This is a genomic window from Collinsella sp. SGI.184 (assembly GCF_050313415.1).
Classification (GTDB): Bacteria; Actinomycetota; Coriobacteriia; order Coriobacteriales; family Coriobacteriaceae; genus Collinsella.
Window position 1 is genome coordinate 59,105 of record NZ_JBNPLJ010000003.1, and the last position, 26,824, is coordinate 85,928.

The following is a 26,824-nucleotide window of genomic DNA, read 5'->3' on the forward strand; positions in this document are numbered from 1 at the left end:
ATGGCGGGCGCCCGTCCCCCGGCAGAGGTCGGGGCGCCCGGCGCCGGTTTTCACGGGGTCGCACCGGCGGGCGACGACGTAGCCAGGTGCGCGGAGACGGGACGCACGAGGGATACGGGAGAGGGGTCGGGGCGGTCGGCGGCTGCCGGAGCTATCGCCCGCACCCGCCCCGGGGAATGGTTGGCGGACCTGTCGCCCGGGCACGCCTCCGGAGAGGCCGGGGTGCCCGGAACCGGGGCCCTAGTTCTCCTCGGCCTCCTCGGCGAGGCGCTGGGCGGCCAGCTCGGGGGTGAGGCCCTTGTACTCGGTCTCGCGGCCCTTGGCGCTGACGACGCGGACGACCTCGCCGATGAGCATGAGCACGATGAAGATGACGATCATCGGGACCTTCTCGCCGATCTCGGCGGCGGAGAACGGTGCCAGCGTCGCGACGATGGCCAGGATCAGCTCGATGCAGGGGATGGCCAGCATGACCTTCATCATCGCGCCCTTGAACGGGAACGTGAAGATGCGCTCGCGGTTGGGGTCGTTCTTGCGGAGGTTGAGGAACGCCGGGAACATCGGGATGTAGGTGAGCAGCAGGAAGACGACGGAGGTGCCGAAGAGCATCCAGAAGACGCCGTTGGAGATGGCGTCGACGGGAACGAGCTGCAGGCAGAGGACCAGGGAGGCGACGACGGCGTTGACCAGGTTGGCGCCGTTGGGCATGTCGTCCTCGGAGACCATCGAGGCGAAGACCTTGGGCATGTTGCCGTGCTCGGCGGCGTAGCGGGCGACGGAGTTGACGCCGAAGGACCAGGCGGCCATGTTGGCGAACAGGGTGATCAGGAAGGCGATGCAGATGACCTTGAAGAGCACGGAATCGCCCACCATGGTCTGGACTGCGACGATCATGCCGTAGTCGGGGTCGATGGAGTCGGCCGGGATGGCGGCGCCGATGCCGAAGCCAGCGAACAGGTAGATGGCGCCAATGGTCAGGCCGCCCAGGATGATGGCCTTCGGAATGTCGTGGGTCGGGTTCTCCATGTCCTTAGCGAAGGTGCAGATGACCTCGAAGCCCGTGAAGTTGAAGATGATGATGGACAGGTAGCCCAGGGCGTTGGTGTTGGTGAGCTCGGGCAGGAAGGTGGCGGCGGACATGTCGTTCGCGAAACCGTTCTCCATGGCATACCAGATGCCCAGGGCGCCGACGATAACGGCTACGGCGACCTTGATCAGGGCGCCGCCGTTGAGGACCCACTCGGAGTCGGCCGCCTTGGAGCGGCCCATGAGGTAGACGATCCACACGAAGGCGAGCTCGATGCCCATCTTGGCGATCAGGTTGAACTCGACGCCAAAGACCATGCCCAGGATGTCGGGGAACATGGTCGCCAGCGAGGCGATCCACAGCGGGTAGTTGACCCAGTAGTAGTACGAAATGCGGGCGCCCCACTTGTCGCCCAGGCCATCGCGTACCCAGTCGTAAATGCCGCCCTCGCCGTCATAGGTGGTGCCGAGCTCGGCGACGACCATGCCGTAAGGGAGCAGGAAGGTCAGGATCAGGAAGATCCACCAGAAGAACTGCTGGTTGCCAATGGCAGCAGCAGGAGCGGCGGCCTCGCAAACGAAGACGACGCAGATGATGGTCGAAATGACCGTCAGGAAGGAAAGCTTTTTCTTTCCGTCACTCATATTTAATCCTTTGCTCAGTCGTTTTCAGACAGGGCGCCAGTGCTTACGCGCAGTGGCGCAGATGATGGGCGGCAAGAGACAAGCATCTGCTGCCGCCCATCAGAAAGCATCGCACAGGCCATACCACACGTCGGTGTAGATGAAGTCGGCGCCCTTGATGCACTCGGTTGTCGTCGGAGACTTTGCAGTTCTCCTCTCCGATGGCCATGAGGTCGCCCATCTCCTGCGAAGGCGGGCGAGCCGTAGCTCGCCCGACCTGGTACGTCTTACAGACCGTGCTTACCGAGGGCCGCCATGCGCTCATTGATGGTGGCGCGGTATGCCGCAGCCTTCTCCTCGTCGGGCTCGCTCTGGGGGCACAGAGTGGCCAGGATGGCGCGAATGGAGTGCTTGCGGTTCTCGGCCTCGACCCAGCACAGGGAGCGCTCGGGATCGTCCATGACCTCGTCGACGACTTCCTCGCCACGGTTGGCGGGCAGGCAGTGCATGAACATGCTGTTCGGACCGGCAACGTTCATCATATCCCAGGTCACCTGGTACTTCGGATAGAACACATCCATGTAGCTGGAGCTGGAGACTTCACTGTCGTAGAGGCCGTACCACACATCGGTGTACACGAAGTCGGCGCCCTCGATGCAGGAAATGTCGTCGGAAATGGTGATGGTGCCGCCGGAGACCTTGCAGTTCTCCTCGCCGATAGCCATGAGATGCTTGCCGAACTCGGCGCGCTCCTCATCGGTGCCAATATGCAGGCAGCCGTCGGGAATCTGATGCCCCTTCGGTCCGAACTGCACGAAATCCATGCCCATCTTCGTGCAGATGAACATGAGCGACGCGCAGGTCTGGGTGGCATCGCCGATCCAGGCAAACTTGCAGTCCTCGATCTTCTTGCCCTCGGGGAGGTTCTCGATCATGGTCATGAGGTCGCCGAGCTCCTGGGTGGGATGGTTGTACTCGCTCATGCCGTTGATGACGGGGGCCGCGGAGTACTTCGCCAAGCTCACTACATCCTTATGACGATCGACGCGGGCCATGAGGATGTCGACGAGGCTTCCCATAACGCGGCCGGAGTCCTCGATGGACTCATGGCCACCCAGCTGGATGGAGCCGGGGCCGAAGAACTCGGCGTGACCGCCGAGGTCGGTCATGGCCGTCTCGAAGGAGATGCGGGTACGGGTGGACACCTGCTGGAAAATCATGCCGAGGGTCTTGTCCTTCAGCAGGTGCGGGTACTCGCCGCCCTCCTTGATGAGCCCCTTCATGGCGATGGCCAGATCTACCATGCCGAGCAGCTCTTCTTTTGTGAAGTCGTTGGTGTCGATGTAATCTTTGACCATTGAAATCTCCTTCAAAATTCGTTGGCCGGACCGCCCCTTGCGGACCGCGCTCCCATGAAGCGCCCCGAAATGAGCGAGACGCTCCCTTGCGCCACACAGCATGGGGCGCACCCGTAGTTTTGAGAAGAAATAACCAGGATTATTTTCAGATTACATTAGCTCACCGCACACCTTACCCTGGCTAATCCTAGCTAATCCTAACTAATCCTAACTAGTCCTAACGCCTAGACGGATTGATATTGAACTGGTTTCTTCGCCCTGTGCGCCGCTGTCAACACCTTGCGCCTCCGTTCTAAGGAACCGACGCGCCCGACACCCAAGAATACGTAGACGAGCTGCTCCCGTAGGGGGCGGCCGCATAGCCGCACCGACCCCCAGCCTCTCAGAGCCCGGCCCTCTTGCGGCCGCTCAGTTCCTTTCTAAGTTTTTGCGCAAGCTCGTCTCGGCTACTCACACCAAGCTTGGCGTAAATATTCGATATGTGGGTTTTCACCGTGTTGACGGAAATGCATTCTTGCTCAGCAATCTCCTTGTTCGATGCGCCCTTTTCAAGGAGCGACAACAGTACTTCCTCGCGCTTGGTCAGCCCGTATTCGCGAGCGATCCAGGGCACAAGGGATTCCGCCAACCGCACATTACGTATCCGCCGATGATGTGCAAGAAAGACATATGCAGCCACGGTGAAGCAAAGCGCCATAATCTCAACGGGGACCCTACGAGGAGAGGCAGAGCGCGCGCCGCCCTCCTGTCCAAAGGCCAAATACGTTGCCGCTTCCGCCAAGGCATATATGAGCACAAGTAAGAGCGAGAGAACCCATCGCCATTGGCTCATGTGTCGAAACTCTGCCGCCAAACAGCAGATGCCGTACCCTATTACCCAGATCGCCAACAACCTGGTAAAGAGAAACTCGCGCCATAGTGCAACCGATTCGACTGACGAAGCGCCACTTGCCAAAGCCACCATCATGCAAACTGCCCAAAAAAATCCCTCTACGAGAGAGAAGCTGCGCGAGAGCAAGCTGCCGAGAACGAGCCGATACAAGAGGATTACCACCATGTTGAATGCAACACGGAACATAGGATAGGCGTTTCGTGCGCCCTCGAATTGCATCGCGAATTCCGGAACGAACTCATACATGAATACAGTATTAATATCTATCGTATACGCAAGGAAGGTGAGCGCGACGAAGAGATAGCCCCGCCTGCGCTCGACATAATGCAGAGTCCCATAGGCAGCACTGACAAACGCATAGGCGATGCAACTTGCCACATTGTAGAGAAAAGCGAGGGACACGACTCCTCCTTCATCAAGCGGCAACATTATAGAAGATTTAGCACCCAAAGCTAAAACTACCCCAACGTCCGATTTGTCTCTCTGCATTTTCGCTGTTCAGGGACAGGGGGATAGAAAATCATCCTCCGATTAATCTCAAATCCCTCTCTGTTTTTCTTAACAAAGGACCCCCTGACTCTTAAGGTTGAATTACTGCAGCGCAAAAAAGAGACAGCGCTGCAACCAAATTAAGGAGGGTCTTATGAGCACATCCCATCAGAAGCAACCTCTCAGCCGCCGTCGTTTCGTCATTGGATCGAGCGCCCTAGCGGCTGCCGCGTTCTCGGGCGGACTCTGGGGATGCGCATCCGGGGAGCAGCCTGGATCAAATGCCACGCCCGGTTCCGCCGATCAAAACATTGCCGATATCGTGCTCCGCAACGGCCATGTGCAGACCATGGTGTCAGAAAGCGATGTTGCATCAGCCGTCGCTATCGCGGGCAACAAGATCGTGTACGTGGGCGACGATTCGGGCATCGATGCTTTCGTAGGAGACAAGACTCAAGTCATCGACCTCGATGGCAAGTTCGTCTCCCCCGGCTTCATTGACGGCCACATCCACGCCCCCGCCAACTGGTTCAACGCCCTCTTCCAGATCGACCTGACGGGGCTTACCACCAACGAGGAATACCTCAAGGCAATCCGCGCCTTCGTGGAGGCCCATCCCGACGAGGAGGGCTACATCGGAGCGCCTTTCATGCTCAATGCCTACCAGCTTCCCGACGGCTCGAATCCCGGGCCCTCGAAAGAAGATCTAGATGCCATCTGCCCCGATAAGCCCATTCTCATCCACGACGTCTCCTACCACGCCGCTTGGGTCAATTCCAAGGCCCTCGAAATGGCTGGCGTAACTGCCGACACCCCCGACCCAGAAGGCGGCCTGTTCTATCGCAATGAGAAGGGAGAGCCTTCGGGGTGCGTCTCCGATGCCGCCAAGGGAATTGTGTTCGCCATCATGCCCAACACCATGACCAACGATAAGCTGAAAAAGGCCATGCGCAAATTCATGAAGGAAGCAAACTCCTATGGCATAACCGGCATTACAAATATCACCCAAGGCGGTCTTGATGTTATCGACATGTATCACGAGTTGGAGGACGAGGGCAATTTGACCCTGCGCATGAACGTCGTCCCCACTATGAAAGAAGGCCGCACCTATGACGAGGTGCTTTCCGCCATCAAGTCCTACAACGACTCCGCCACAGACATGATTTCTTCGAATACCGTGAAGATTTTCTACGACGGAGTGACCGAAAGAGGCACCGCCGTCTTCCTGGAACCCTACCAGGAATCAACGGGACTCGGTGATCATTGGTGCGGCGAACCCATCTGGTCTCAGGAAGACTTTACCCGTCTTGTACACGACTTTGATGCAGAAGGCGTTCAGGTGCACGTGCACGCCATGGGCGACGGCGCCGTTCACGGCACCCTTGATGCCTTCGAGGAGGCTCGGGCGACCAATGGGAAGCGCGACGCGCGGCACACGATCACCCACGTATGCGCCATTACCGATGAGGATATCCAGCGCATGGCCGATTTGGATGTAGTGGCGAATCTCCAATTCCTGATGATGTACCACGATGATCTCATGGACCTGGAGCGCGCCTATATCGGCGACGAGCGTGCCATGGCGTTGTACCCAACAAAGCACTTGGCCGAGGCAGGCATCTGCATCAGCGGCTCCTCAGACGCCCCCGTCATTCCATTTGCCCCGCTCGATGCGATCGAGGTTGGCGTTACCCGCAACTCGCCCTATCCCGAGGAAGAGGACACCGACATGACCCGCTGGCCCGAACAGGGGCTCACTGCCTACCAGCTGCTCGAGGCCTACACCAAGAACGACGCCTACCAGAACTTCATGGACGATATTATCGGCACCGTTGAAGTAGGCAAGTTCGCCGATCTCGTCGTGCTGGACACCAACATTCTCGAAGCCGATGCCAAGGCCATCTCTGACACGCGCGTGATCTACACCATCTCCGACGGCCGCATCGTCTACAAGGGATAGAACCACGCCAGAAGGTGCCAGCAATACAGAACGGCTCACAAACCCTCGAACACAAGCCCCCGCGGCTCTGCGGTCATTAGTCCCGCAGAGCCGCGGGGGCCAATCTATGCGACTTCGCAGTCCTTACCGGCACTGCGGCAATACGCAAACACGCAGTATCCCGAAAGGGCTTCTCGCTCTCCAATTTGTTTTAGCGCACTTTACGACCGGCGAGAAAATCAGGTACTACCGTAAGCTTCGCGGGCTCTATCAGGGAGAGCTGGGCGAGAAAATCGGCGTCTCCAAGGGCGCGATCCGTCACTATGAGACGGATTTCAGGACTCCCAAGCAGCCTCAGGTGGAAGCCATCGCCGAAGCTCTCGACAACTCTCCGCTTGCCTGTTGGACTTCAGGGCAGAGAACGCCCGAGACCTCCTGGGCCTCCTTCTGCAGCTGGAGGACGAGTTCGGCATCGTGCCTGTCGAGAATGGATCAGGCCTTTCAATCGATGTATCTGCCGAGAAGGCGCCCGCCGCTGCCCGGCCTCCCTCAGGGTCTCAACGTACATAAGGTCGACGGCCAGCCCCCTCAGCTCGATCGCCGCCCTCAGCCTCGGCCTGCTAGTCGTGTGCCTGTTCACCTAGGAGAAATCATGCCAAAGGCAGCGCTGGACCATGGTTTGCGGCCAGGTCTCGCGCACGGCCTTGGCGAACCCGCCGTCGGGGGCGAGCGTGGGCCAGACCTCCCGGAACTCGGCCGTCCTGCTCCTGAAGGCCCGCCCGCCGCAGCAGGGGCAATAGACGGCCTTCATGGACACCTCTTCCGAAAGGGTTTTTGACGGTTCCGGAAAAAGGTTATCTACCTGCGGGAACGATAGGCAACCGGACACACATTCTGTCCGAGCGGTTAAAAGCGGGCACGGAATTTATACGGCTGAAAAAGGGGCATCGACCTGTGCCGATGCCCCCAACGTGGACACACATTTTGTCCTATAAGCCTTAGCCAACAGATTGCCTGCACAAAAAACATGGCCACCCGCAAAGGGTGGCCATGTAGATTCTATCTGCAAGAAATCTTTTGCGTGCGTGGTGTGCTTTCGCGCATTCAGTCATGCGCACCTTCGCGCTTTCACACTCTAGCACGTTCATGCGTTCATGCGTTCACGCTTTCCGCATTCTCGCGTTCGCGCTTTCGTACTGGTCTATTCGCCTGTACGAATTACCACGTGCGGGAATTCATCTGGCGGAACTGAGCAACGGTTGGAGCGTGCGAATTCATGCCGCCGTCAACGTTGATGATCTGTCCCGTGGTGTAGGTACTTTCATCGGAGCCAAAATACACGGCTGCATGAGCAATGTCTTCTGGGCAACCGTAGCGGTTAACCATGATGCTACCCAAGAAGATATCTTTGAGCATCTGAGGAACCTTCGCCTCGTTTTCTGGCGTGACAATCAAGCCTGGACGGATGCAATTGCAGCGGATGTTGTCTTTGCCGTATTGCAAGGCAACGTATTGCGTGAAGATGTCTACGCCCGCCTTGGCGCATGCATAAGCGGTAGAACCTAAGTCGCCTGCACATGATGCCATAGAGCCAATGTTGACGATTGCGCCGCCACCAATTTCTTTCATGTAGGGGATAGCGCACTTCGTTGCATAGAAGGTGCCACGCAGGTCGCTTTCCAAAATAGCGTCCCACATTTCAAGGGTGAGCTCGTCAACACGACCGTCCTTGAGGGCAACGTTTGCTGCATTGTTTACCAAAATATCGAGCTTGCCGTATTGCTCTACAGTGTCTGCAATAAGCGCTTCGATGCTTGCTGGTTCGGTAATGTCGAAATAGTGGAAGCTTGCCTTGCCGCCTGCTTCAACAATTTGATCAACTACAACTTGGCCTTTTTCGGCACGACGACCACTAATAACAACCGTTGCGCCCTCGGCTGCGTATACCTTTGCGATACCGATGCCAATGCCGCTGGTGGAACCCGTTACGATAGCAACTTTGCCTTCGAGTCTACCCATTGTGTCCCCTTTCTCGTTCAAATAATCGATAAGGTATTTGTATTCCTTTTTTGCGTGTTTGTGAATATTTGCATAGAAAAAGCGGATGGCAGGCGTGGGGATTTCGGCAGGAAGGGAAGGGGCCGGCCGCGTAGCGTGCACTGCCGTATTCTTTTCTGCAGGAAAATATGTTGAGCTGCTCGTTTTTCTGTTTGAATAGTAGACAGATTTAGCATGGTCAGAGGCTGCAGGCAAACAATTTACTCCCTCAACAAAACGCTTGCTCTCTGACATGCCATGCTCGGCGCACAAAGTTGGGGCCTTCCCAGACGGGAAGGCCCCTTTGCTGATTATCTTAGCGCTTCATTTCAATGGAGCTACACCAATGGTATCCGTGCTTATTTATAGCTGTTGCGCTTTCTGAACGTGAAGAGCGCCCCAGCACCGGCAGCGATCGCCACGCCGCAGATGCCCATTGCATAGAGGGCGGCACTATCGCCGGTGTGAGGGAGATTGGATGCAGACTTATCGGAGTCGACCCCGACGATGGTCAGCTTGGCATCGTCGATGTTCACGGTGAACTGGTCGGTCACATCGTTGCCGTCGGAATCGATGACGACGGCTTGGCCGGAAACCTTGACAGGGTACTCGCCCGCATCGGTGCCCGTTGAAGAAGCCTCAACGCCGGAAACGTAGAAGGTCTGACCATTGATCTGGAACTCCAGGGTCTCGAAACCGGATACGGACTTCTCGGTGCCGTCGTAGGTCACGGACTTGGAATTGGGAGTGAGGGTGATCTGGTACTTCTCGCTACGGTCGGCAACGGTCAGGGTTCCGTACGTCTTGTTGATCTGATAGTTGTCCAGATTGGTTCCCTCGTTGGGGATGCATTCGAATGCATTCTCGGAGGAGCCGACGATCTTCTGCGAGCCGGTGAAAGAATAGGTGGCACCTTGGCCATCGACCCAACCAGTATCCCGGGCAGCCTCCCCAACGGTGACCTTGTGATTGGTCAGGGGCTTGCCGTCGTACTCCTTCGAACCACTCGCGGAGGTCAGGGTGACCGGACGCTTTTCGACCCTCAAGACACCATACCTCGTGATAATAAGATCATAGTGTTTCTTGAAGTATTCCTCACTACCTGAAGGCAACACTACTTCAAACGTATTTTCCGATTCGCCAGCATCTGTCCGAGAGGCCTGATTGTATTGAACTCTGTCTTCGTCAATAGGAGCCCAACCGTCCCCATCGACACTAATTCCTCCGGTAAGAGGCCTGCCGTCATAGGTCTTAAAGGCGCTTCCGGAAGACAAATTTACGGTACGCTTTCCAATATTGATTACGAATTGTTCTGGATCCTTATTACCTCCCGAAACCTTCAAAATCACGCTGCCGACTTCAATTCCCGTTACAGAAACGGTCTTGCGATCAGGATAAAGACCATCAAGATACGAGATTTCGATTTTTCCACCGTCCTTAGAGGACCAATCCCAATTATATTCAGACCTTGATGTTCCATTGGTATATTGCGCAGTCATGTAGTACTTAATATGATTTGGGCCACTGATTGCAGGGGCATCAGCGAAAGCTGCGACGGGCAGAAAAGATGCTACCAGCACTGCCGCCAGCATCACCCTCGCAAATCTTTTCGCAAGCGATTGGGAGAGAACTGCAGTTTCGACCTCTCCCCATTTGGAGAATTTGGAATCCATGAAGCTCATGTCTGCTCCAATCGCATCGAATTGAACCAACGTAAAACGCAACACGACGTACAGTGTGTTGCTGCGTTTTTTCGATTTGGTAAAGAATAACCGAATCTTTGTTGGCTATGCGTCGTTTGAATGTAATTACCTCTCTAATAAATCATATTTGTTACTTTTCTGCACCACCAAACCAGATTCTGCCTCCTTCGAATTAGGCACCCACCCCATCAAGACCGCGAAGCATCCCCGTCCAGAGCAAGCCCGAGCCGAGCAAGGGACATGCTCGAAAATAATTCTCTGTTAACATGAAATGCAATGTTGCAATAGGGAACGCACGCTTGAATTGGAGGATACGATGAAGATACAGGTTAAAGAGACCTTGGCCAGGCGCCGGACGGTTTTCGTCCTCACGCTCGCAGCCATCGTCGGCGTTTGCGCTTTCACCTTCTCCGGCACCCAGAATTACGCCTGGGCTGAAGGCGAGGGACCCATTGCCACTTGGAATGAAGTCAAAGCGCCGGGATATGGCGTCGTTAAAGCAAATGAAAAGAACCTTTCGCTTGAAATAAAAATAGATAGCTCGAACGATCACCTGGAGGCCCATTTCACGAATAACGACGGAGATACAATTCACCCATCTGTCCTTGAGTTGACAACGGAAGATGGATCAGTATTAACCGCCCGTTTTGATACACCTATTTCTCTTGGCGAAAACGCAGCATCTTCCATTGAAGGCTCGAAACCCACTACCCGATTCACTAAAGCAGAGCTTTACGAAACCGTCACCGTGACCTTCGATATGAAAGGCCACGGAACCAAGATTGACCCCATTACGGTCAAGAAGGGGACGTCCGTCACCCTGCCCGAGCCCACCGACCCAGATTATGACTTTGGCGGCTGGTTCACCGATGAGAGCCTCACCACCTCGTTCAACGGCACCGCCGCTACGAACATGACCGTCTACGCCAAATGGACCGAAAAGGAAAAGGTCACCGTTTCCTTCGAATCCGAATTCGGGACCGCACCTGAAGCCGTGACCGTGAACAAGGGCCAAGTCGTCGAACTCCCCAATCTAGGCACTGACGGCGACTACACATTCGTTGGCTGGATCATGAAGGGCTCCGAAGGCACCGATCCCTTTATCGGCGAATACACCGCTAAAGAAAACATCACCTTCACGGCTGTCTGGGAAGCTCCCTCCACTCCCATCATCGAAATGGTCGATGTCACCTTCGACATGAACGGCCACGGCGACAGTGTGACCAAGCAGACCGAGAAGGGCAAGCCCATCACCCTTATCGATAATCCCACCGCCGAAGGCTACACCTTCAAGGGCTGGACCTACGACAAGGAAGGCAAGCAGGCCTTCGACGCCAAGAAGAACGCAGACCAGGACACCACCCTGTACGCCCAGTGGAAGAAGAATGCCGACTCCGCTCCCACCAGCTCAACAATCCCCCGGACCGGTGACAACCAGATGGCACTCCTGGCATCCCTCTGCTTCAGTGCAGCAGCCCTGATCGCAGTCGGCATCGCGTTAACCTCGTATCGCAAATGCAAGCACGCATAAAGCATACGTGACGTTACCGTTCTAATTCTCGATCTAAACAGAGGGGAGTCCCGCGGGACTCCCCTTCCCATTCGCGTACCTAATTACGCTGTTCCTACTAAAATTGGGAATTCTATTCCCAATTTTCTCCTATTCCCACTCGACAAATTCAAGTATATGAATATTGCGCAAGACGTTACATTACCTTCTGAAACATATGGCGCACCTTGTCCAGGCGGTTGTTTGGACGGCGGGGCTGGATGACCGGCTGGCCGACAGCGGCCTGATACCCTTTTAGCTCTGTAAGGCATACGCTCTGCCCGTTGGTGTAAAAGGCCAGATCAGTACGGTATGCCTGTATACAGCGGGCGGGAATCTCGCCAGTAAAGACAACTTCATCCTTTTTTACCTGGGCCGTTTCGATGGTGGCACAGTATTTCGGTGCATCATGATAAGCCCTGGAAAGGTATTCCTGGGGCGCATAGAGGGTGAAGGAGAGATAAGGTTCCAGCAGCTGCGTCCCCGATTCCTTCAATGCCTGTTCCAATACAATCGGGGCCAATGAGCGGAAGTCCGCCGGCGTGCTGACTGGACTGTAATAAAGCCCGTATTCAAAGCAAATCTTACAGTCCGTTACGTTCCAGCCGAACAAGCCCTGCTCCAGCCCGTAACGGATACCATCCCTGACAGCGTTTTGAAAACTCTGGTTCAAGTATCCCAGCGAAACCCGGCTCTCGTATTGTACGCCGGAGCCAAGCGGGAGTGGTGTAACAGACAGTCCGATAGATGCCCAAAACGGGTTGGGCGGCACCTCGATATGGATGGTGTGGCTGGCTGCTTTGAGCGGCCGCTCCATATAAATGAGGGTGGGTTCCTTTACCACTGTTTCAATCTTGTATTTTTCCGACAGCAAAGCGGAAACGACCTCCAACTGCACCCGGCCCAAAAAAGAAAGAATGATCTCATGGGTGATGGAATCCACTTCGCAGCGCAAAAGCGGGTCAGTATCCGCAAGTTGCGTAAGAGCGTCCAGCAGCCGTTCTCTTTGCGCTGCCGTTTTCGGCGCAATCGTCGTCCGCAGCATGGGGAGGGGGGCCTCGCGCCACCTTTTACGAGGGAGCCGGGTTTGATCCCCTAATACATCGTTTAACCTCACGCTGTCGCTGGGAAGGATAACAATTTCGCCCGGATAAGCGGTGTCTGTCCGAACAATTTCCCCTTTGGATGGAATACGCATCTCTGTGATTTTCAGCTTTTCTCTCCCGGCCAGGGCCACCGTATCCCGCAGGCGCAGCGTTCCGCTGTATAGCCGCAGATAGATGAGCCGCTGGCCACAATCTGTATACTCCACCTTGAAAACGCTGCCGCATAGGGCGGCGCTCCCCTGTTCCCCAATCGGTTGGAACAGCCCTGTCACCGCATCCATCAACGGTTGAATGCCAAGGCCCTTTTTGGCGCTGCCATGATAGACCGGGAACAGGGAGGCGTCTTGAACCCGCCGCTGTTCCTCCCGCGCAAGTTCTTCCCGGCTGATTGGTTCTCCTGCGATATACTTTTCCAATAATTTATCGTTATTTTCGATGACCGCATCCCATGCTTCTATGCCGGTATTTTCCTCCAGGACTATTTCCGGGGACAGCGACACCGTCTGCTTGATGATAATATCGGCGGAGAGCTTATCCCGAACAGACTGATACACGCCCTGCAAATCAACGCCAACCTGGTCGATCTTGTTGATAAAGATAACGGTGGGAATGTTCATTTTCCGCAGGGCATGGAACAGAATACGGGTCTGGGCCTGCACGCCATCTTTAGCGGAGATCACCAAGATGGCCCCATCTAAAACAGCCAAAGAGCGGTACACCTCCGCCAAAAAATCCATGTGGCCGGGCGTATCCACAATGTTGACTTTACATCTGTGCCACTGGAAGGAAGTGACTGCCGCTTGAATGGTAATCCCACGCTGCCGCTCCAAAAGCATGGTGTCCGTCCTCGTTGTCCCTTTTTCGACGCTCCCCGGTTCTGAAATGGCTCCGCTGGCATATAGCAGGCTCTCCGTCAAGGTTGTCTTTCCAGCGTCTACATGGGCAAGAATCCCAATATTGATAATGTTCATGTCTATCCTCCGTACAAGGCCCAAATGGGCGCAAAAATCCCCAGCGGCTAATACTTTTACCGCTGGGGATCATGACTTCGGACACACAGAAGTATACACGGCTTACATAAGCCGCTGTCCGTCACGATATTTACTAAAAAGGCAAAAGTATTCTTAAATTGGGTGCAAAAACCAAGCCCCTGCAAGGGGCAATCATTTTTGTGCCCATTATCAAATTTTATTTAAGAATACCTTGCCGCATATTTGGTAGACTCCTCAAATCAGGTTAATAGCAGTATATCATAGTACGCTCTAAAAAACAAGAAATTATTTTACCCGATTCCCCAAATAAATCAGGAGGGCATTCACTGGAACACCCTCCGGTTTTGGTGATTATCGTGCGCCTAATCTTAGGATATGGAGGATTTACCCGCAAACCACCCGCTATACAGGAGTGAGCAAAGTAAATCCGGTTTTGGTATCTGCTATCAATTTGCTATCAAATGCCCCGTTTCCGCTTCAAAAACCCAGTGTTTTCAAGGCTTTGCGGGTTTTGTCAGTTATTCCCACTCTATGAATCGAAAGTGCGGGCATTTCCATGTCGTCTCGTATTTTATACGGAAAACGAACGTGGCGATACACGGCGATACTCAACGGCACAAAAGTGAGACAAAACTGCTCTGATAATAGAAACTCAAATGAAACTCAAGGGTGTTGAGTTTCATTTTTGTCCCAGTAGCAAAAAGGGCAGGGTAGAGCGGCCAAATCCTCCCCTTTTCAGGTGATCTGAAGCGGCATCACATGCAAGCCACCAGCGACAATTGCAAACCTATAGTTAAAAACTCTCTCCAGTTTGCTCCAGTTTGTCGCAGTTTGTTCTAGTTCGCCCAATTTATACCCAGTCTCAAAAATTGCCGAAAATCCATGGGGTCAAATTTGAGTCACGGATATCCATACAATTTTGGTCATTCTCTGGGGTCACGCTGGGTCACGGCCTAACCGGATATCCAATCGGAAAGGACGGCTGCCGTCTCGCGATTGGCGGAGTAGTGCATCCAGCGGCCGTCCTTGCGGCAGCTGACCAGCCCGGCGGCGCAGAGTTGCTTCACATGGTGGGAAAGGGTGGGCTGGGTGATGTCCATCTGCTCAAGAATCTTGCACGCGCAGATATCGTCCTTGTCCTTGATGGCCTGGTAGATGCGCAGGCGCGTGGGGTCGCCCAGCGCCTTGAACGCCGCCGCGAGGCTCTCGTTGTCCATGGTTTCCTCCTGTCTGTCTGGCAGCTTCAGTATATCACGCAAATTCATATATTGACATATATCTATGTGACTCCTATATTGTCGTCTTAACATAGATATATATCGATACATCAATATGAAAGGAGTCCCAATGGAGTCCATCGGAACGTTCATCTTGGACCAGGTGCTGAAGATGCAGTGGCTGAGCGAACTGATCGCCGCCTTGCTGGGCGCGCTAGGCATTGACGCAGCGGGCCAGTGGGGCGGCACGCTCCACTTCTTCATCTATGACACGGTGAAGATCGTCACCCTGCTGTGCGTGCTCGTCTTCGCCATCAGCTACATCCAGAGCCACTTCCCGCCCGAGCGCAGCCGCAAGATCATGGGCCGCTTCAAGGGCATCTGGGGAAATGTGGTGGGAGCACTGCTGGGAACGGTGACGCCGTTCTGCAGCTGCAGCTCGATCCCGCTGTTCATCGGGTTCACCCGCGCGGGCCTGCCCCTGGGCGTCACCTTCAGCTTCCTCATCAGCTCGCCCATGGTGGACCTGGGCAGCCTGGTGCTGATCATGAGCATCTTCGGCCCGGGCGTTGCCGTTGCCTACACGGTGGTTGGCCTGCTCATCGCCATCGCCGGCGGCACCATCATCCAGCGCATGGGCATGGAGGAGCACCTGGCCGACTTCGTCCGCGGCGACGCGCCGGCGGACGCCGAGCTCCTGTCCATGACCGTGGCCGAGCGCCTGGCCTATGCCCGCAAGGAGACCTGGGGCACGTTCAAGAAGGTGTTCCCGTACATCCTGCTGGGCGTGGGAATCGGCGCCTTCATCCACAACTGGATCCCCGCCGAGTGGATCGAGCTGGTCCTGGGCGACGGCAACCCCTTCGCCGTGGTGCTGGCCACCCTCGTCGGCGCGCCTATCTACGCCGACACATTCGGCGCCATCCCCATCGCCGAGGCCCTGTACTACAAGGGCACGGGCCTGGGCACGGTGCTGGCCTTCATGATGAGCGTCACCACGCTGTCCATCCCCAGCCTGACCATGCTCTCCCGCGTCATCAAGCCGAAGCTAATGGTGACGTTCCTGGGGCTGTGCATCGTCGGCATGTGCATAAGCGGCTACGTGTTCAACTTCCTGCAGCCGCTGTTCTAACCGGTTAGGAGCCCGCACGGTGCGGGCGCGTCGAAAGGAGAAATTGTCATGGGATTGTTCGGATTCGGAAAGAAGAAGGAAGAGAAGGCCGCCGTTCCCTGCGCGTGCAATGATGGCGCTCCGCAGATGAAGGCAGAGCCCTGCGGCTGCGGAGGCGCCCGCCAGGTGAAGGTGCTGGGGGCCGGCTGCTGCCACGAGCTGTACGAGAACGCCCAAGCGGCCATCGCCGAGCTGGGGCTCGAGGCGGAGCTTGAGTACGTCACCGACATGGACCGCATCATGGGCTACGGCGCCATGAGCCTGCCTGCGCTGGTCGTTGACGGCAAGGTCGTGTCCGCTGGCATGGTACTCACCCCGGCGGAAGTCGCAGCGTACTTGAGGTAGGAGGAACCATGGAGATCAGATCGACCCGAGGCAACGCGATACTTTTCTGGAAGGTCGCAGACGGCGATACCGTGGAGGCCGGGCAAGTAGTTGCTTCCCTCGAGCAGGGCAAGGGCACGATGGAGGTCGTGGCACCGTGCGCTGGAAAGATTGGCATTGCCTGCAAGGGCGGCATGGTGTCCGAGGGCCAGCTCCTGGCGACGGTGGGCTGATGCTGAACGTCGTGAAGAGCCCCTACCGCACCGCTTACGAGAACCTCGCCTTCGAGCAGGAGCTTCTTCGCACGGGCACGCCCTTCCTTTTCACCCACCGGGACGCCCCCTGCGTCTCAGTGGGCTTCAACCAAGACATTGAAGCGGAAGTCGACGCCGCACTTGCCAAGGAGCTGGGTGTCGACATCGTCCGGAGGCAAAGCGGCGGCGGGGCGGTCTACCGCGACGAGGGGTGCGTGGCATTCTCGATGGCGGTGCCGCGTGATTTCCTTCCGCGCGCCATGGAGGTTCCCGAGCGGGCCCTGATGGCCCTGGGCGTGCCGGCCGTCCGAAACGACCGCAACGACGTCTACGTCGCCGGTCGCAAGGTATGCGGATGCGCATGGCAAGACGCTGGCGACCTGGTCGTGTTCCACGGCAGCGTGTTGTTCGATGTTGACCTGGACGCGATGGATCGCCTGCTTGCCCCCGGCAAGAGGAAGTACTGCGGCACCGCCATGAGGTCTGTTTTCGCCCGCGTGAGGAACATCAAGGATTTGGTTCCGCAGATGACAGCTGACGAGTTCCAGGGAGCACTCGAGAGAGCGCTCCTCGCCTCCGTTTCCTTGGGTGCGATGTGATTTCCGCCGGTCTCTTTCACGTGCGCCTCCGTCAGCTCCCTGACCGTGAGAAGCCTAGGGGGTGCGATCGTAATAAGAAAACCCCAGTTAAACTGGGGTTTTCTTATTGCACAAAGCCTATACGGGCTACTTTCACTCTATAGTTGAAAACTTTCTCCAGTTTGTCCCAGTTTGTCGCAGTTTGTTCTAGTGAATCCTATTTACACCCAGTCTCAAAAATCGACGTTTGGGCATGCGGTCAAATTTAGGTCACGGTTTTTCGGAGTGCCCGAGGCTTTTTCGTGGGTCACGTGAGGTCGCGAATAGCACCTAGTTCTTGGGTCCAGTCTTATGTTCGTTTAAGCAGACTTCAGGCGACATTGCACCGTGCGGCTACACATTTGATAGAATCTCCCCAGTCAATCATCGGAGGACAATTAGCGCAAGTGGCTTACATATGATGTCACCAACCTGCACGTTTGCAAAATGATTTGGACATTGTTCGTTTGGAATAATCGCAAGTGGCTTGGTGCTAATCGGTTATGAGTTTCAAATGTCCCCATTGGGACAATTTGTCCCGGTCGAGCTAATCCAGCAATTTCCTTGAATCTTGCAGTTTCTCGAGAGCCTTTTCGCAACGCTCCATGCACTTCAAGCTTTTCTTCATTTGGGAGATAAGCTTTTTGTCTTGACCGTTTTCCTTATTCGACAGCTTCTCGATTTCGGCGCGTAGCTCCTCTGCGCAGTTCTGCATTCCTTGTTGCGCTAGAGAGGCGATGTCGTAGCGTCCGTATTTCTTGACGGCGATTTCAGAGCAGAACGCTAGAAGCTTGGAACATTCGCTTTGCACGAAAGACTCGGACGATTGCACGGCAACGCTCGCCGCCGTGGTTACACCTGATCCCGCGAGGCCAAGCAACGCGCCTCCGCCTGTTAGAATCGCAGTTCCGCCAGCCATGCCCATGCCGCCAACTGCAAGCGAGCCTCCTCCGACGAAAGCCAGGCTGGCGCTAGTCAATGCTGCACCTGAGAGCCCGACAACCGCATCGCCCGCGATGAGCACTGCAATTTCAGGAGCGAAGAATAATGCGCCTCCTGCAGTCGCCGCGGTGACCGCAAGCGTCGCTACCGCTGCAGCAACCACCCTTTTTCGATTGCCGGTTATCGTTCCGATCGCATGCGTGTATGCCTTTTGAATTGCCTTCACATCGGTGCTGTCAATGTAGTTCTGCCCCTTGCAGAAAACGTCGCCAAGGTAGTCGGTCTTGACCTTGAGTTTCTTATAAGGCTTGTTCTCTTCGAGACCTAGCTGGTAGTAAGGCGTAAATCTAGATAGCTCGAGAACCAGCAGGTCAATCCAGGAGCGGTCTTCGACATCGTTGGAGATCTCTTCCATTAAATCGAATGCTTGCCTGCCGCTGCGGATGAAGAATTCATCTCTGGCCACATCCAGGGATTCGCAGACGGTGGCCTCCCATTCGTCCTTCCATCTTGTTTTCACTAGCGCCAGATCCGCCTTCTTCGTGCTCAGGATGTCAAAGGCCACCATCATCGACTGGAAGGAGTACAGGAGCCTGGTTTGGTCAGAGTTGAGCGTCAAGAATCGATATTTCGCGGAAAGCCTCTGAAGCTCCTGTTCCCTTAGTTGCTTCTGCCTCTCATGTTCGGCCATCGCTTTCTTGTACACAGTTGCGACGTCTTCCTTGATGTATTTGGCGTCAAAGAAGCAAGCGACGGCGAACCTTCCGATGCCGGGATAGTTGATGTTCAAGAAGAACGCTTTGGCGAATGCGGCCTTGTTTCCCTTAGAAGCTATCCCTGCCTTAATAGCGCTGCCAGCGGAATTGACTGCTAGGAACGTGCCGCTGGAAACGGTGCACATCCTCGTAAGGGCCCTGTTGTTGATCGGCAGAAAGCCCTTCGGATCCAATCGGTCGAGCTCCGCAAACGAAGCTATGCGCTTCGTTTTTATCTCCGAAGCAAGTCTCGAGACGGTGTAGAAAACGCGGACGACGACTTCGTTTGCAAGAACGAAAAGGGACTGCTCCAGCAATTGCGTGGCCAAGCCCATCTCCGTCCTGAAGTCGAAGCGGACAGGCTTTCCTTCCGAATCCTTGAAGTAGGTGCCATTGAACAGCTTGGAGACCCATTTCGAGAACGAGATCTCGCTTTCCTTGTAGTTGACCTTAACGTTCTTGAACAGCGGCGTGGAAGAAAGCTCTTTTAGCATGGACAGAATGGGCCCCGGGATGCCGGTTCCCTTGCCGGCCTTTTGGTTCGACCCGTCTATGTCGCTGACAAGGTGGAACAGCCAATTGAACGTACCGATGGCGATCTTCTCGGGGACGTTCTTCCCTACAAGGGCGTTTTCGGGGAACAACAGCTTGATGAAGTTGCCGTCCGTGTCGGTGCCGTAGCCCGTGCCCGTAAATTGGCCGAGGATGGAGAAGAAGAGGCCGAGAACGGTAGGATGGTGTGAGAAATCTCGAAGGTGGTGCTGAAGCCCTCCTCCGAACTCAGGGGTAAGCTTGTCCTGAGGAATTGGGAATTTGTCTTCCAAGAACTTGATTGCCTTGGCCAGGACTTCGGTGCTGCATCTGCCGTCCTTGTCGAATATGGCCTTATCGTTTGGAAGGTCGCAGCCGAAGGCCCTCGCTGCGTCTATGACAATCTTGTCGGCTTCCTTACCACCGATCTTCGCTGCCTCTTCGATAGATAGAGGCTTGCCGAGAAACACGCTGAGCAGCCCGGTCAACAAGCCGCTTCCTGCGGCGATCCCATAGTCCAGCCTACTCGCCTTGTCTACCGCGTCGTCGAATTCGAATTCCAGGGCTTCGAAGGAATCGAGAATCGAAAGTTCATTGGAGGCTGGGCTTATGTCGAGTGTGCCGGCACTCGATACCGGGATGATTTCAAAATTGCTCATGTGCGGTCTTTCTCTTAGCGATGCGCTTTACACATCTCATCAATTATCCCACCTTTAATAACCGCCTTAGGAACATTCAGCTATATGGAGGAACTCTGGGACAATTTGTCCCAGCTGATCTCCTTAGAATCCCTCCCACTGCTGCTTGGTTGCTAAACGGAATCTTACAGATGACATTCTAAATTTACGTTTGCAAGCACCATGTCCATTAGGACCGTTGTGTTAGACCGCTTTGGATAAGTGTCCTATGCACAGTACACGCAGCAGGACCCCCAATTGCGACAATTCCATCATCAGGAAAGATGGAGGTTGCAATGGAAGACGTGCTCACCCAGCTGACGAGGCAGTTCCTCCCGCAGATGACGGCTGCCGAGAAGAGCAGGGCCCTGAGATCGCTCAAGGCGCTGATAGACGCGGAGTTGTTCGACCTCGCGGCAAGCGAGGGGGCGGAAGACGATCCCGACAGAGCCTGCCCCTGGTGCGGCTCCCCGCATTACGTGAAGAGGGGGCGAGACGGGCGCGGCCGTCAGCGGTTCCTCTGCCGAGGGTGCGCCAGGACCTTCACCGACGCCACCATGCGCATCTTCTCCACCACCAAGCTCGACAGGTCGGCCTGGATGAGGTTCGCGGAGTGCCACGTGGACATGCTCCCGCTGCGCGAGTCGGCGGAAAAGTGCGGCGTGTGCCTCAAGACGGCGTTCTTCATGCGCCACAGGCTGCTCGAGGCCATGGCCAAGCGCATGCCCGCCTTCCGCGTGGAGGCCGGCGGCGGGGCCGAGCTCGACGAGTGCTTCTTCAGGGAGAGCTTCAAGGGAAACCGCTCCAGGTCGGAGTCCGGCGTGCCCAGGAAGCCCCGCGCAAGGTCGCAGGGAACCGACGGGCACGAGAAGATATGCGTGCTCACCGGCATCAACGACGCCGGCGACATCTTCTACGAGATCGCGGGGAGGGGCGGCCTCGACGAGGCGGCAGCCAGGGAGCTGCTCGCCGACAAGCTCGCGGTCGGCGCGATAATCTCGACGGACCGTGCGCACGTGTACCGCCGCGTCCTGCCCGCCCTCGGCGTCGGCGAGCACATCGCCAGCAAGAGGGAGGAGCACGCCATCAACAGGGTGAACAGCCTCCACTCCCAGATGAGGCACTTCATCGGCAGGTTCCGGGGCGTCTCCACGAGACGCCTCGAGAACTACCTCGCCTGGTTCAAGTGGACGTGGTGCTTCAAGGTCCGCAGGAGCGCGGACGAGCTCGCCGAGCTCATAGTGAGGCAGGCGGCCCGCGGCACGTACGAGAAGACCTGGCGCCAGTACAAGGTGACCCCCTATCCGTTCTACGAGTACTGGATCAAGCAGGCGAAATGGGACTCGCGTGCGCGGAGGGCCATATACGGCGTGGCGTGATGTCCAGGGCGGTCTGGCGCAGCGCATCTGCGGCAAGCGCTGAAGTCGTGACCCGATGCAAAAAGCAACAGCTAGCGATATTCTTCGGGAACGTCGAAACCGTACTCACGGCATAGGAGCATGACATCGTGGACGTCGTGCTCGTCATGCTGATAGCCCAAGTGAAACAACAGCTGGCTTTCGGGGTCGATGCACGACACCTCCACCTCGCCGATGCGCCCCCTCCCCGAAAAGACCTCCCCGGGAAAACGATCTCCCTGATACAGAATATCGCCATTCTCGGCGAAATCGAAGCAATGCAGGTCGACGATGCGCCCCGCCTCGTCTTGCCACACCGTGTGATCTTCGGTGGTGAAAGATGCAGCCACCTCGGAAAACCCCTCATCAGCAATTAGATCCACGAACCTTTGGTAATCCCCGCGCTGAACGAACAGGTCGATGTCGTTATGAGCCTTGGTCTCACGCCCGACAAGCGCATCGACGCCCCAGCCGCCATCAAGATATACGCCAATGCCCGCACCTGCGGAAAGGCCGATTATCCAACACGCATCATCCTTGGTGACCATAGGAGCTCCTTCGCTTTCGCCTGCTATTTAAGCAAGAAAGATTATAGCTTGAATCTTCAAATCAAATGCAACACCTCGGAGTAGTGAATCTCGTACGGTGTTCGGTAGCCCAGGCGTTTGCGCGGCCTGCGGTTGAGCTTATCGTACACCTCCAGCACCCGCCTTTCGCTGACATCGTCTAAGGACTCGCCTTTCGGGAAGTACTCCCGCAGGAGCCCGTTGGTGTTTTCGTTGGTGCCCCGCTGCCATGGATGGTGGGGCAGGGCGAAGTAGAACTCCACCCCGATCTCGTCGGTGACCTGGGCATGGGCGGCGAATTCCTTGCCCCGGTCCAGCGTCACCGACGCCAGGGGCTGGCCCGCGAGCGACGACGGCATCCTCGCCCGCACGCACTCCGCCGTCTTGCGCCGGCATTTGCCGCCCACGAGGAAGCCGTCGCTGCGGTCCACGAGCGTCAGCAGGCATGCGCCGCCCGCCTTGCCGGCGACCGTGTCCCCCTCCCAATGCCCGGGCTCGCTGCGGAGCTCGGCCGCCTGCGGCCGCTCGGAGATCTCGTGCGTGATCGGGATCCTGCCGCGGCGCTCATCGGGCCCCCGGCGGCGCTTGCCCCTATGCCTGAGCCTCCTTTTGGCCTTGCGGCCGCCGATGCAGCCGTCGAACCTGCCCGCGTGTATGCCGCGGTAGATCGTGGTGTCGCTCACGGGGCTCCTGCCCATCTCCAAGGCGAGGCGCCCCTCTATCTGCTCGGGGGACCACTGCTGCTCCAGGAACTTTTCCCTGACCAGGTCGAACACATGCCCGTCGTCGAGGATGGCCCGTCGGCGGCACGCCTTCCTGCGCTCGTCGTAGCGCCTTTGGGCGGTCGAGGCGCGGTAGGACCGGGCGCACGAGTTACGGCTCAGCTCGCGGGAGACGGTCGACTTGTCGCGCCTTATGGCGCGGGCGATCTCGGAGACGCCCTTCCCGTCCCGGCGCATGATCATGATGTCCTCGCGCTCGTGTAGTGTAAGATGGATGTGGTGGCCCATGGTCCCCTCTTTCGTATGATGTTCTAGGCAAACACCATTCTACCGAGGGCCGTGGGCCGCTGTTCGCTGCGATGCGTTGCATTTAGAGTGAAGATTCAAGCCTTTAAGATACAGGGCCACAAAAAACGTTGAGACCTTGATTACGGAGTGTATGTCTTTCGTTATTGGGTATACGCTTTCTCGGTTTGGTTTTTTGTTTGAGGGTGAAAGCTTTTCTCATTATCCGAATCGTAATCTTCTCGAGAATAAGGACTATGTTATCGGGAAGTTATTGGAGGAACGCAATCGCTCGTTTCTTGACACAAAAATTGATCTGATTGATGCTCTCATTTCCTTTTTTAGTGGGACCAATATAGGCGGCCCATATTACTTGAAGCATTACTCGTTTGAAAAAATCTGGGAGAGCGCTGCCTTATCGTATTTACGTTCTCGTTTTCAGGGAGTTTGTAATGGACAACTTTGTTTGTCGGACTCGCCAACGGGACCTTCCGATTTTAATAAAGCATACTATGCGTTAAATATTGCAAGCCCCGGCCAAACCATGGAGCCAGATTACTATCTTTTAGACGATGGGTTGCAGTGCATCTTTGATGCCAAGTACTACTCTTCTGTTGACGATGTTGATTACAAGCAACTTGTGTATACGATGCTGCTTTCTCATTTAATCAACCCAAAAACCGGTGAGGAGTATTGCTTAGATACTTGTTCCGCATTGATCCTTCCGTCGGAAACGCGATCAAGCAGGCTGCATTTTAAAATTGATTCAAGTCAGGTTAACCTTCAAAATGGCCTGGAGATTTACGAGGAAAGACTGCCGGCAAGCGAAGTCCTTTACTACTACGTATCGATGATGTAAAGGCGATTTGCTTCAAAGATTATCCTCCCATTTCCAAGGTTAAACTCAGCTCGTTGTGCATCGTTGCTTGATGAGTCCAGTTTGAGCTTGAAAGAAATCAGGGTATTCCCAGTTAAATGCAAGGAACTATAGTCGAGTTGCCAGTAATAGCAATCTTGATTGAGTGGGACTGAATAACGGATTGCTCGAAGATCAAGAGCTTCCAATTGCATCTCTAAACAACCTGAACACCGATTAACTTTAAGCAGAACATCGCAGTTCTCAAATCGAAATAAAACGGCCTGAGGTTTCGCTTCACCGTTTGCGTAAGCGTTACAAAGGACGTAGGCCGCTACAAATTCCATCCCATACAGGTCTTCGAGCGTGGCGGATTCATTCTTCCCATAATCGTTCTTTTGATTGGGGATAACTAGCTTGGCGCGTCCAAAAGGATGCGCCAAGCTAGTTGGGCTGCTGATGGTTTCGGGCCTTACGCACGCATTGAAATTCATATGCCAAACCCCTGTCGTTGTGTATCAATGCCAGAAGAATTTTACGATGAGTACGATGGCACCTTGTCCCTACCAACGGACACCCTAGTATCTCTCAAGATCCCAAACACTTTCGTATTCTCGGTCGATATTGCTGGTGGTGTCTGCAGCTGGCGCAAGGCCGTCAAAGAACTTCGCCAGCAGTCCGATAGTTTCCTCCATTGAGGCGTCCAGCTCGCCTCCTGCGCGGATTCTGAGCAGTTGCTGGTATATTTCCGCCATTGCGTCTTTCAAGGCCTTGTAGACCCTCGTAGAGGGTCTTACGACTATCTCGTGATCCATCAGTTTGGCCATGATGAAATCTTGCTTGTCCATCCCGCTCAACTTGGCCAAATTGGTGATCCGCTCGTATTCCTCCGGGCTCACCCTGAAAGCCATGGTCTTCGACCTCTTGCGTGCAGAGTTGGGGCAGGGCATGGCTAGCCCTCCTTGGTGCACTCAAGAGCGTTGGCGATCTCGGTCTGTTTGTTCGGGAAGAGGTGGGCGTAACGGTAGGTGATATCGGTGCTCTCGTGGCCAACGCGATCAGCGATCGCCAACGCGGAGAAGCCCATCTCGATGAGCAGGGAGACATGGCTGTGCCTCAGGTCATGGACCCTGATCCTCTTGACTCCGGACTCCTTGCATCCGCGCTCCATCTCGTGCGTCAGGTAGTACTTCGTCACGTCGAAGATGCGATCATGGGGACCAAGGTCGTCTCTGAAGTCTTCCAGGTACTCCTTCATCTCCTCGGCGAGGAACTTGGGCATGGCGATCCTTCGCACGGAGTTCGGAGTCTTCGGGTCGGTGATGGTGTCGATGCCCTTCAAACGCTGATACGACTTCGTGATGCTGAGCTCCGAGGTCTCGAAGATGAAATCGGATGGGGTGAGGGCGAGGAGCTCTCCACAGCGGATACCTGTCCAGTAGAGGACCTCGAAAGCGTAAAAGGAAAGAGGTTTGTCCATGATGGCCTCCGAGAACCTCAGATACTCCTGCTTCGTCCAGAAGTTCATCTCTCCGCCTTTCTTCGAGCCCATCTTCGTTACCTTCCTGCACGGGTTGCCCGTCAGGTCGTAGTAGCGCTCGGCATGGTTGAAGATGGCGTTCAGCTGGTTGTTGATGGTTCTGAGGTAGGTGGCCGAGTACGGCTTCCCGTTGGCGTCCTTGTGGTCGATAAGCTGGTTCTGCCAGCGGACGACGTCGATGGGCTTGATCTCGGACATCCTCATCTTCCCGAAGAAGGGGATGATCTTGTCCTTGATCATGTACTCCTTGGTCAGCCAGGTGTGCTCCCTGATTCGAGGCTTGATCTCGGTGGCGTACACGTCGACGAAGTCCGCGAAGAGCATGTCCATGGTGCCGTTGTGGACAGCAAGGAAGTCCTTCTCCCACATGAGCGCCTCGAGCTCGGTGGCAAAGCCCCTCTTGACCTTGTGCCGCTTCGCGCCCCTGCCGTCGCGGTAGAAGCACTGGGAGTAGAACGTCCCGTTCTCGCTTCTATATACGGGCATCTTCATCACCGGCAAAGAATCTTGCCTCGAAGTGGTCGGAGCGGACGCGGCCCTTGACCACCGCGCGACCCTTCTTGATCTGCTCCTCGTTCATCTCCTGGATGATCTTGTAGGCGAACCCTTTCGACATGTTCAGCCTCTGTGCGACCTGCTCGGCGTTGAGCATGGTGGGCCTGTTTTCTTCCTGGTTCATTTGTCCTCCTAATATCGTACGATTACGTACGTTTGATATGAGCGAATCATAATCGTACGCTTTCGTACTGTCAAGAAATTGCGTACGTTTGCGTACGGTGCTAGAATTACGAGGTTTAGATTTTCAGGAGGGAAGATGACGACTGGCGAGAAGATCAGGTACTACCGCAAGCTGCGCGGGCTCTACCAGGGAGAACTGGGCGAGAGGATCGGCGTCTCGGAGGGTGCGATCCGCCACTACGAGACGGATTTCAGGACCCCCAAGCAGCCTCAGGTGGAGGCCATTGCCGAAGCCCTCGACATCTCCCCGCTTGCCCTGAAGGACTTCGGGGTAGAGAACGCCCGAGACCTCCTGGGCCTCCTTCTGCAGCTGGAGGACGAGTTCGGCATCGTGCCCGCTGAGGATGGCTCTGGTCTTTCTATCGACGCGTCTGCCGAGAAGGCGCCCAAGACGGCCCAGATGCTCAAGGCCTGGGCCGCAAAGCGAAACGAGCTGGAATCCGGAGAGATCACGCCGGAGGAATACGCCGACTGGAAGGCCAAATTCTAGGAGTAAATATTTACTGAAACGCGAGCA

At 55.8% G+C, this 26,824-nt stretch carries 24 protein-coding genes and 1 pseudogene; 10 read left to right on the top strand and 15 right to left on the bottom strand.

The window, feature by feature from the left end:
- Positions 1 to 240: 240 nt before the first annotated feature.
- From ACQRAJ_RS01580 to ACQRAJ_RS01590, 3 genes are all read right to left on the bottom strand, one after another.
- Positions 241 to 1,671, bottom strand: coding sequence for an APC family permease (locus tag ACQRAJ_RS01580; protein ID WP_427747537.1), 1,431 nt, complete (start codon positions 1,669 to 1,671; stop codon positions 241 to 243).
- A 266-nt stretch (positions 1,672 to 1,937) separates the two neighbouring features.
- Entirely contained in the window at positions 1,938 to 3,008 is a 1,071-nt protein-coding gene (gene ptcA / locus ACQRAJ_RS01585; RefSeq protein WP_427729224.1) for a putrescine carbamoyltransferase, read from the bottom strand.
- Positions 3,009 to 3,390: 382 nt separating this feature from the next.
- Positions 3,391 to 4,302 (bottom strand): response regulator transcription factor, encoded by a 912-nt coding sequence (locus ACQRAJ_RS01590; protein ID WP_427729222.1) that lies wholly within the window; start codon positions 4,300 to 4,302, stop codon positions 3,391 to 3,393.
- Positions 4,303 to 4,543: 241 nt separating this feature from the next.
- On the opposite strand from ACQRAJ_RS01590, the gene ACQRAJ_RS01595 reads away from it, so the two are divergent.
- On the top strand, positions 4,544 to 6,349 hold the full coding sequence (locus tag ACQRAJ_RS01595; protein ID WP_427729220.1) for an amidohydrolase: 1,806 nt from the start codon (positions 4,544 to 4,546) through the stop codon (positions 6,347 to 6,349).
- Between the two features lie 106 nt (positions 6,350 to 6,455).
- Positions 6,456 to 6,662 (top strand): annotated as a pseudogene (locus ACQRAJ_RS01600) (helix-turn-helix transcriptional regulator); the annotation flags it as partial.
- Positions 6,663 to 6,968: 306 nt separating this feature from the next.
- On the opposite strand, the gene ACQRAJ_RS01605 reads toward ACQRAJ_RS01600, so the two are convergent.
- From ACQRAJ_RS01605 to ACQRAJ_RS01615, 3 genes are all read right to left on the bottom strand, one after another.
- Positions 6,969 to 7,139 (bottom strand): hypothetical protein, encoded by a 171-nt coding sequence (locus ACQRAJ_RS01605; RefSeq protein WP_427747580.1) that lies wholly within the window; start codon positions 7,137 to 7,139, stop codon positions 6,969 to 6,971.
- A 407-nt stretch (positions 7,140 to 7,546) separates the two neighbouring features.
- Complete coding sequence (locus ACQRAJ_RS01610; RefSeq protein WP_427747538.1) at positions 7,547 to 8,620, bottom strand: SDR family NAD(P)-dependent oxidoreductase; 1,074 nt, start codon at positions 8,618 to 8,620, stop codon at positions 7,547 to 7,549.
- A gap of 104 nt (positions 8,621 to 8,724) precedes the next feature.
- Positions 8,725 to 10,047, bottom strand: coding sequence for an LPXTG cell wall anchor domain-containing protein (locus ACQRAJ_RS01615; RefSeq protein WP_427747539.1), 1,323 nt, complete (start codon positions 10,045 to 10,047; stop codon positions 8,725 to 8,727).
- Positions 10,048 to 10,384: 337 nt separating this feature from the next.
- Here ACQRAJ_RS01615 and ACQRAJ_RS01620 point away from each other — a divergent pair, with 337 nt between their 5' ends.
- Positions 10,385 to 11,599 carry an InlB B-repeat-containing protein gene (locus tag ACQRAJ_RS01620; RefSeq protein WP_427747540.1) on the top strand — a complete coding sequence of 405 codons (1,215 nt, stop codon included), beginning with the start codon at positions 10,385 to 10,387 and terminating at the stop codon, positions 11,597 to 11,599.
- 175 nt (positions 11,600 to 11,774) lie between these two features.
- On the opposite strand, the gene tet(W) is transcribed toward ACQRAJ_RS01620, so the two are convergent.
- A complete protein-coding gene (tet(W), locus tag ACQRAJ_RS01625; RefSeq protein WP_427747541.1) occupies positions 11,775 to 13,694 on the bottom strand; it encodes a tetracycline resistance ribosomal protection protein Tet(W) in 1,920 nt (639 codons plus the stop codon).
- A 974-nt stretch (positions 13,695 to 14,668) separates the two neighbouring features.
- Positions 14,669 to 14,932, bottom strand: a complete 264-nt coding sequence (locus ACQRAJ_RS01630) for an ArsR/SmtB family transcription factor (protein ID WP_167801316.1) — start codon at positions 14,930 to 14,932, stop codon at positions 14,669 to 14,671.
- 115 nt (positions 14,933 to 15,047) lie between these two features.
- Between ACQRAJ_RS01630 and ACQRAJ_RS01635 the strand changes: the two genes are divergently transcribed.
- Genes ACQRAJ_RS01635 through ACQRAJ_RS01650 form a run of 4 tightly spaced genes read left to right on the top strand, consistent with a single transcriptional unit; the run spans position 15,048 to position 17,280 of the window.
- Positions 15,048 to 16,064, top strand: a complete 1,017-nt coding sequence (locus ACQRAJ_RS01635; protein ID WP_427747542.1) for a permease — start codon at positions 15,048 to 15,050, stop codon at positions 16,062 to 16,064.
- A 48-nt stretch (positions 16,065 to 16,112) separates the two neighbouring features.
- Entirely contained in the window at positions 16,113 to 16,448 is a 336-nt protein-coding gene (locus ACQRAJ_RS01640) for a thioredoxin family protein (RefSeq protein WP_427747543.1), read from the top strand.
- An 8-nt stretch (positions 16,449 to 16,456) separates the two neighbouring features.
- Positions 16,457 to 16,660, top strand: a complete 204-nt coding sequence (locus tag ACQRAJ_RS01645) for an acetyl-CoA carboxylase biotin carboxyl carrier protein subunit (RefSeq protein WP_108726748.1) — start codon at positions 16,457 to 16,459, stop codon at positions 16,658 to 16,660.
- Complete coding sequence (locus ACQRAJ_RS01650) at positions 16,660 to 17,280, top strand: lipoate--protein ligase family protein (protein ID WP_108726747.1); 621 nt, start codon at positions 16,660 to 16,662, stop codon at positions 17,278 to 17,280. The genes ACQRAJ_RS01645 and ACQRAJ_RS01650 overlap by 1 nt, the downstream gene beginning before the upstream one ends.
- Positions 17,281 to 17,845: 565 nt before the next feature.
- Here ACQRAJ_RS01650 and ACQRAJ_RS01655 read toward each other — a convergent pair.
- Complete coding sequence (locus ACQRAJ_RS01655; protein WP_427747544.1) at positions 17,846 to 20,185, bottom strand: hypothetical protein; 2,340 nt, start codon at positions 20,183 to 20,185, stop codon at positions 17,846 to 17,848.
- A 314-nt stretch (positions 20,186 to 20,499) separates the two neighbouring features.
- Between ACQRAJ_RS01655 and ACQRAJ_RS01660 the strand changes: the two genes are divergently transcribed.
- Positions 20,500 to 21,582, top strand: coding sequence for an IS1595 family transposase (locus tag ACQRAJ_RS01660; protein WP_052241584.1), 1,083 nt, complete (start codon positions 20,500 to 20,502; stop codon positions 21,580 to 21,582).
- 71 nt (positions 21,583 to 21,653) lie between these two features.
- Here the strand turns inward: ACQRAJ_RS01660 and ACQRAJ_RS01665 are convergent, their stop codons facing one another.
- Together ACQRAJ_RS01665 and ACQRAJ_RS01670 are read right to left on the bottom strand one after the other, a co-directional pair.
- Positions 21,654 to 22,148: a nucleotidyltransferase domain-containing protein gene (locus ACQRAJ_RS01665; RefSeq protein ID WP_427747545.1), complete on the bottom strand. Its 495-nt coding sequence runs from the start codon at positions 22,146 to 22,148 to the stop codon at positions 21,654 to 21,656.
- Positions 22,149 to 22,204: 56 nt separating this feature from the next.
- On the bottom strand, positions 22,205 to 23,176 hold the full coding sequence (locus ACQRAJ_RS01670) for an IS30 family transposase (RefSeq protein ID WP_373205034.1): 972 nt from the start codon (positions 23,174 to 23,176) through the stop codon (positions 22,205 to 22,207).
- A gap of 151 nt (positions 23,177 to 23,327) precedes the next feature.
- Between ACQRAJ_RS01670 and ACQRAJ_RS01675 the strand changes: the two genes are divergently transcribed.
- A complete protein-coding gene (locus ACQRAJ_RS01675) occupies positions 23,328 to 24,032 on the top strand; it encodes a hypothetical protein (RefSeq protein ID WP_427729141.1) in 705 nt (234 codons plus the stop codon).
- Here the strand turns inward: ACQRAJ_RS01675 and ACQRAJ_RS01680 are convergent.
- The 4 genes from ACQRAJ_RS01680 to ACQRAJ_RS01695 all read right to left on the bottom strand — a co-directional run bounded on the left by ACQRAJ_RS01680 (position 24,014) and on the right by ACQRAJ_RS01695 (position 26,248).
- Complete coding sequence (locus ACQRAJ_RS01680) at positions 24,014 to 24,523, bottom strand: hypothetical protein (protein ID WP_427729139.1); 510 nt, start codon at positions 24,521 to 24,523, stop codon at positions 24,014 to 24,016. The genes ACQRAJ_RS01675 and ACQRAJ_RS01680 overlap by 19 nt on opposite strands.
- Before the next feature lie 84 nt (positions 24,524 to 24,607).
- Complete coding sequence (locus ACQRAJ_RS01685; protein WP_058985406.1) at positions 24,608 to 24,979, bottom strand: plasmid mobilization protein; 372 nt, start codon at positions 24,977 to 24,979, stop codon at positions 24,608 to 24,610.
- 2 nt (positions 24,980 to 24,981) lie between these two features.
- Positions 24,982 to 26,061, bottom strand: coding sequence for a site-specific integrase (locus ACQRAJ_RS01690; RefSeq protein WP_241688558.1), 1,080 nt, complete (start codon positions 26,059 to 26,061; stop codon positions 24,982 to 24,984).
- A complete protein-coding gene (locus tag ACQRAJ_RS01695) occupies positions 26,042 to 26,248 on the bottom strand; it encodes a hypothetical protein (protein ID WP_024963414.1) in 207 nt (68 codons plus the stop codon). The genes ACQRAJ_RS01690 and ACQRAJ_RS01695 overlap by 20 nt, the downstream gene beginning before the upstream one ends.
- 135 nt (positions 26,249 to 26,383) lie before the next feature.
- Here ACQRAJ_RS01695 and ACQRAJ_RS01700 point away from each other — a divergent pair, with 135 nt between their 5' ends.
- On the top strand, positions 26,384 to 26,797 hold the full coding sequence (locus ACQRAJ_RS01700; protein ID WP_427729137.1) for a helix-turn-helix domain-containing protein: 414 nt from the start codon (positions 26,384 to 26,386) through the stop codon (positions 26,795 to 26,797).
- The last annotated feature ends 27 nt before the right edge of the window (positions 26,798 to 26,824 follow it).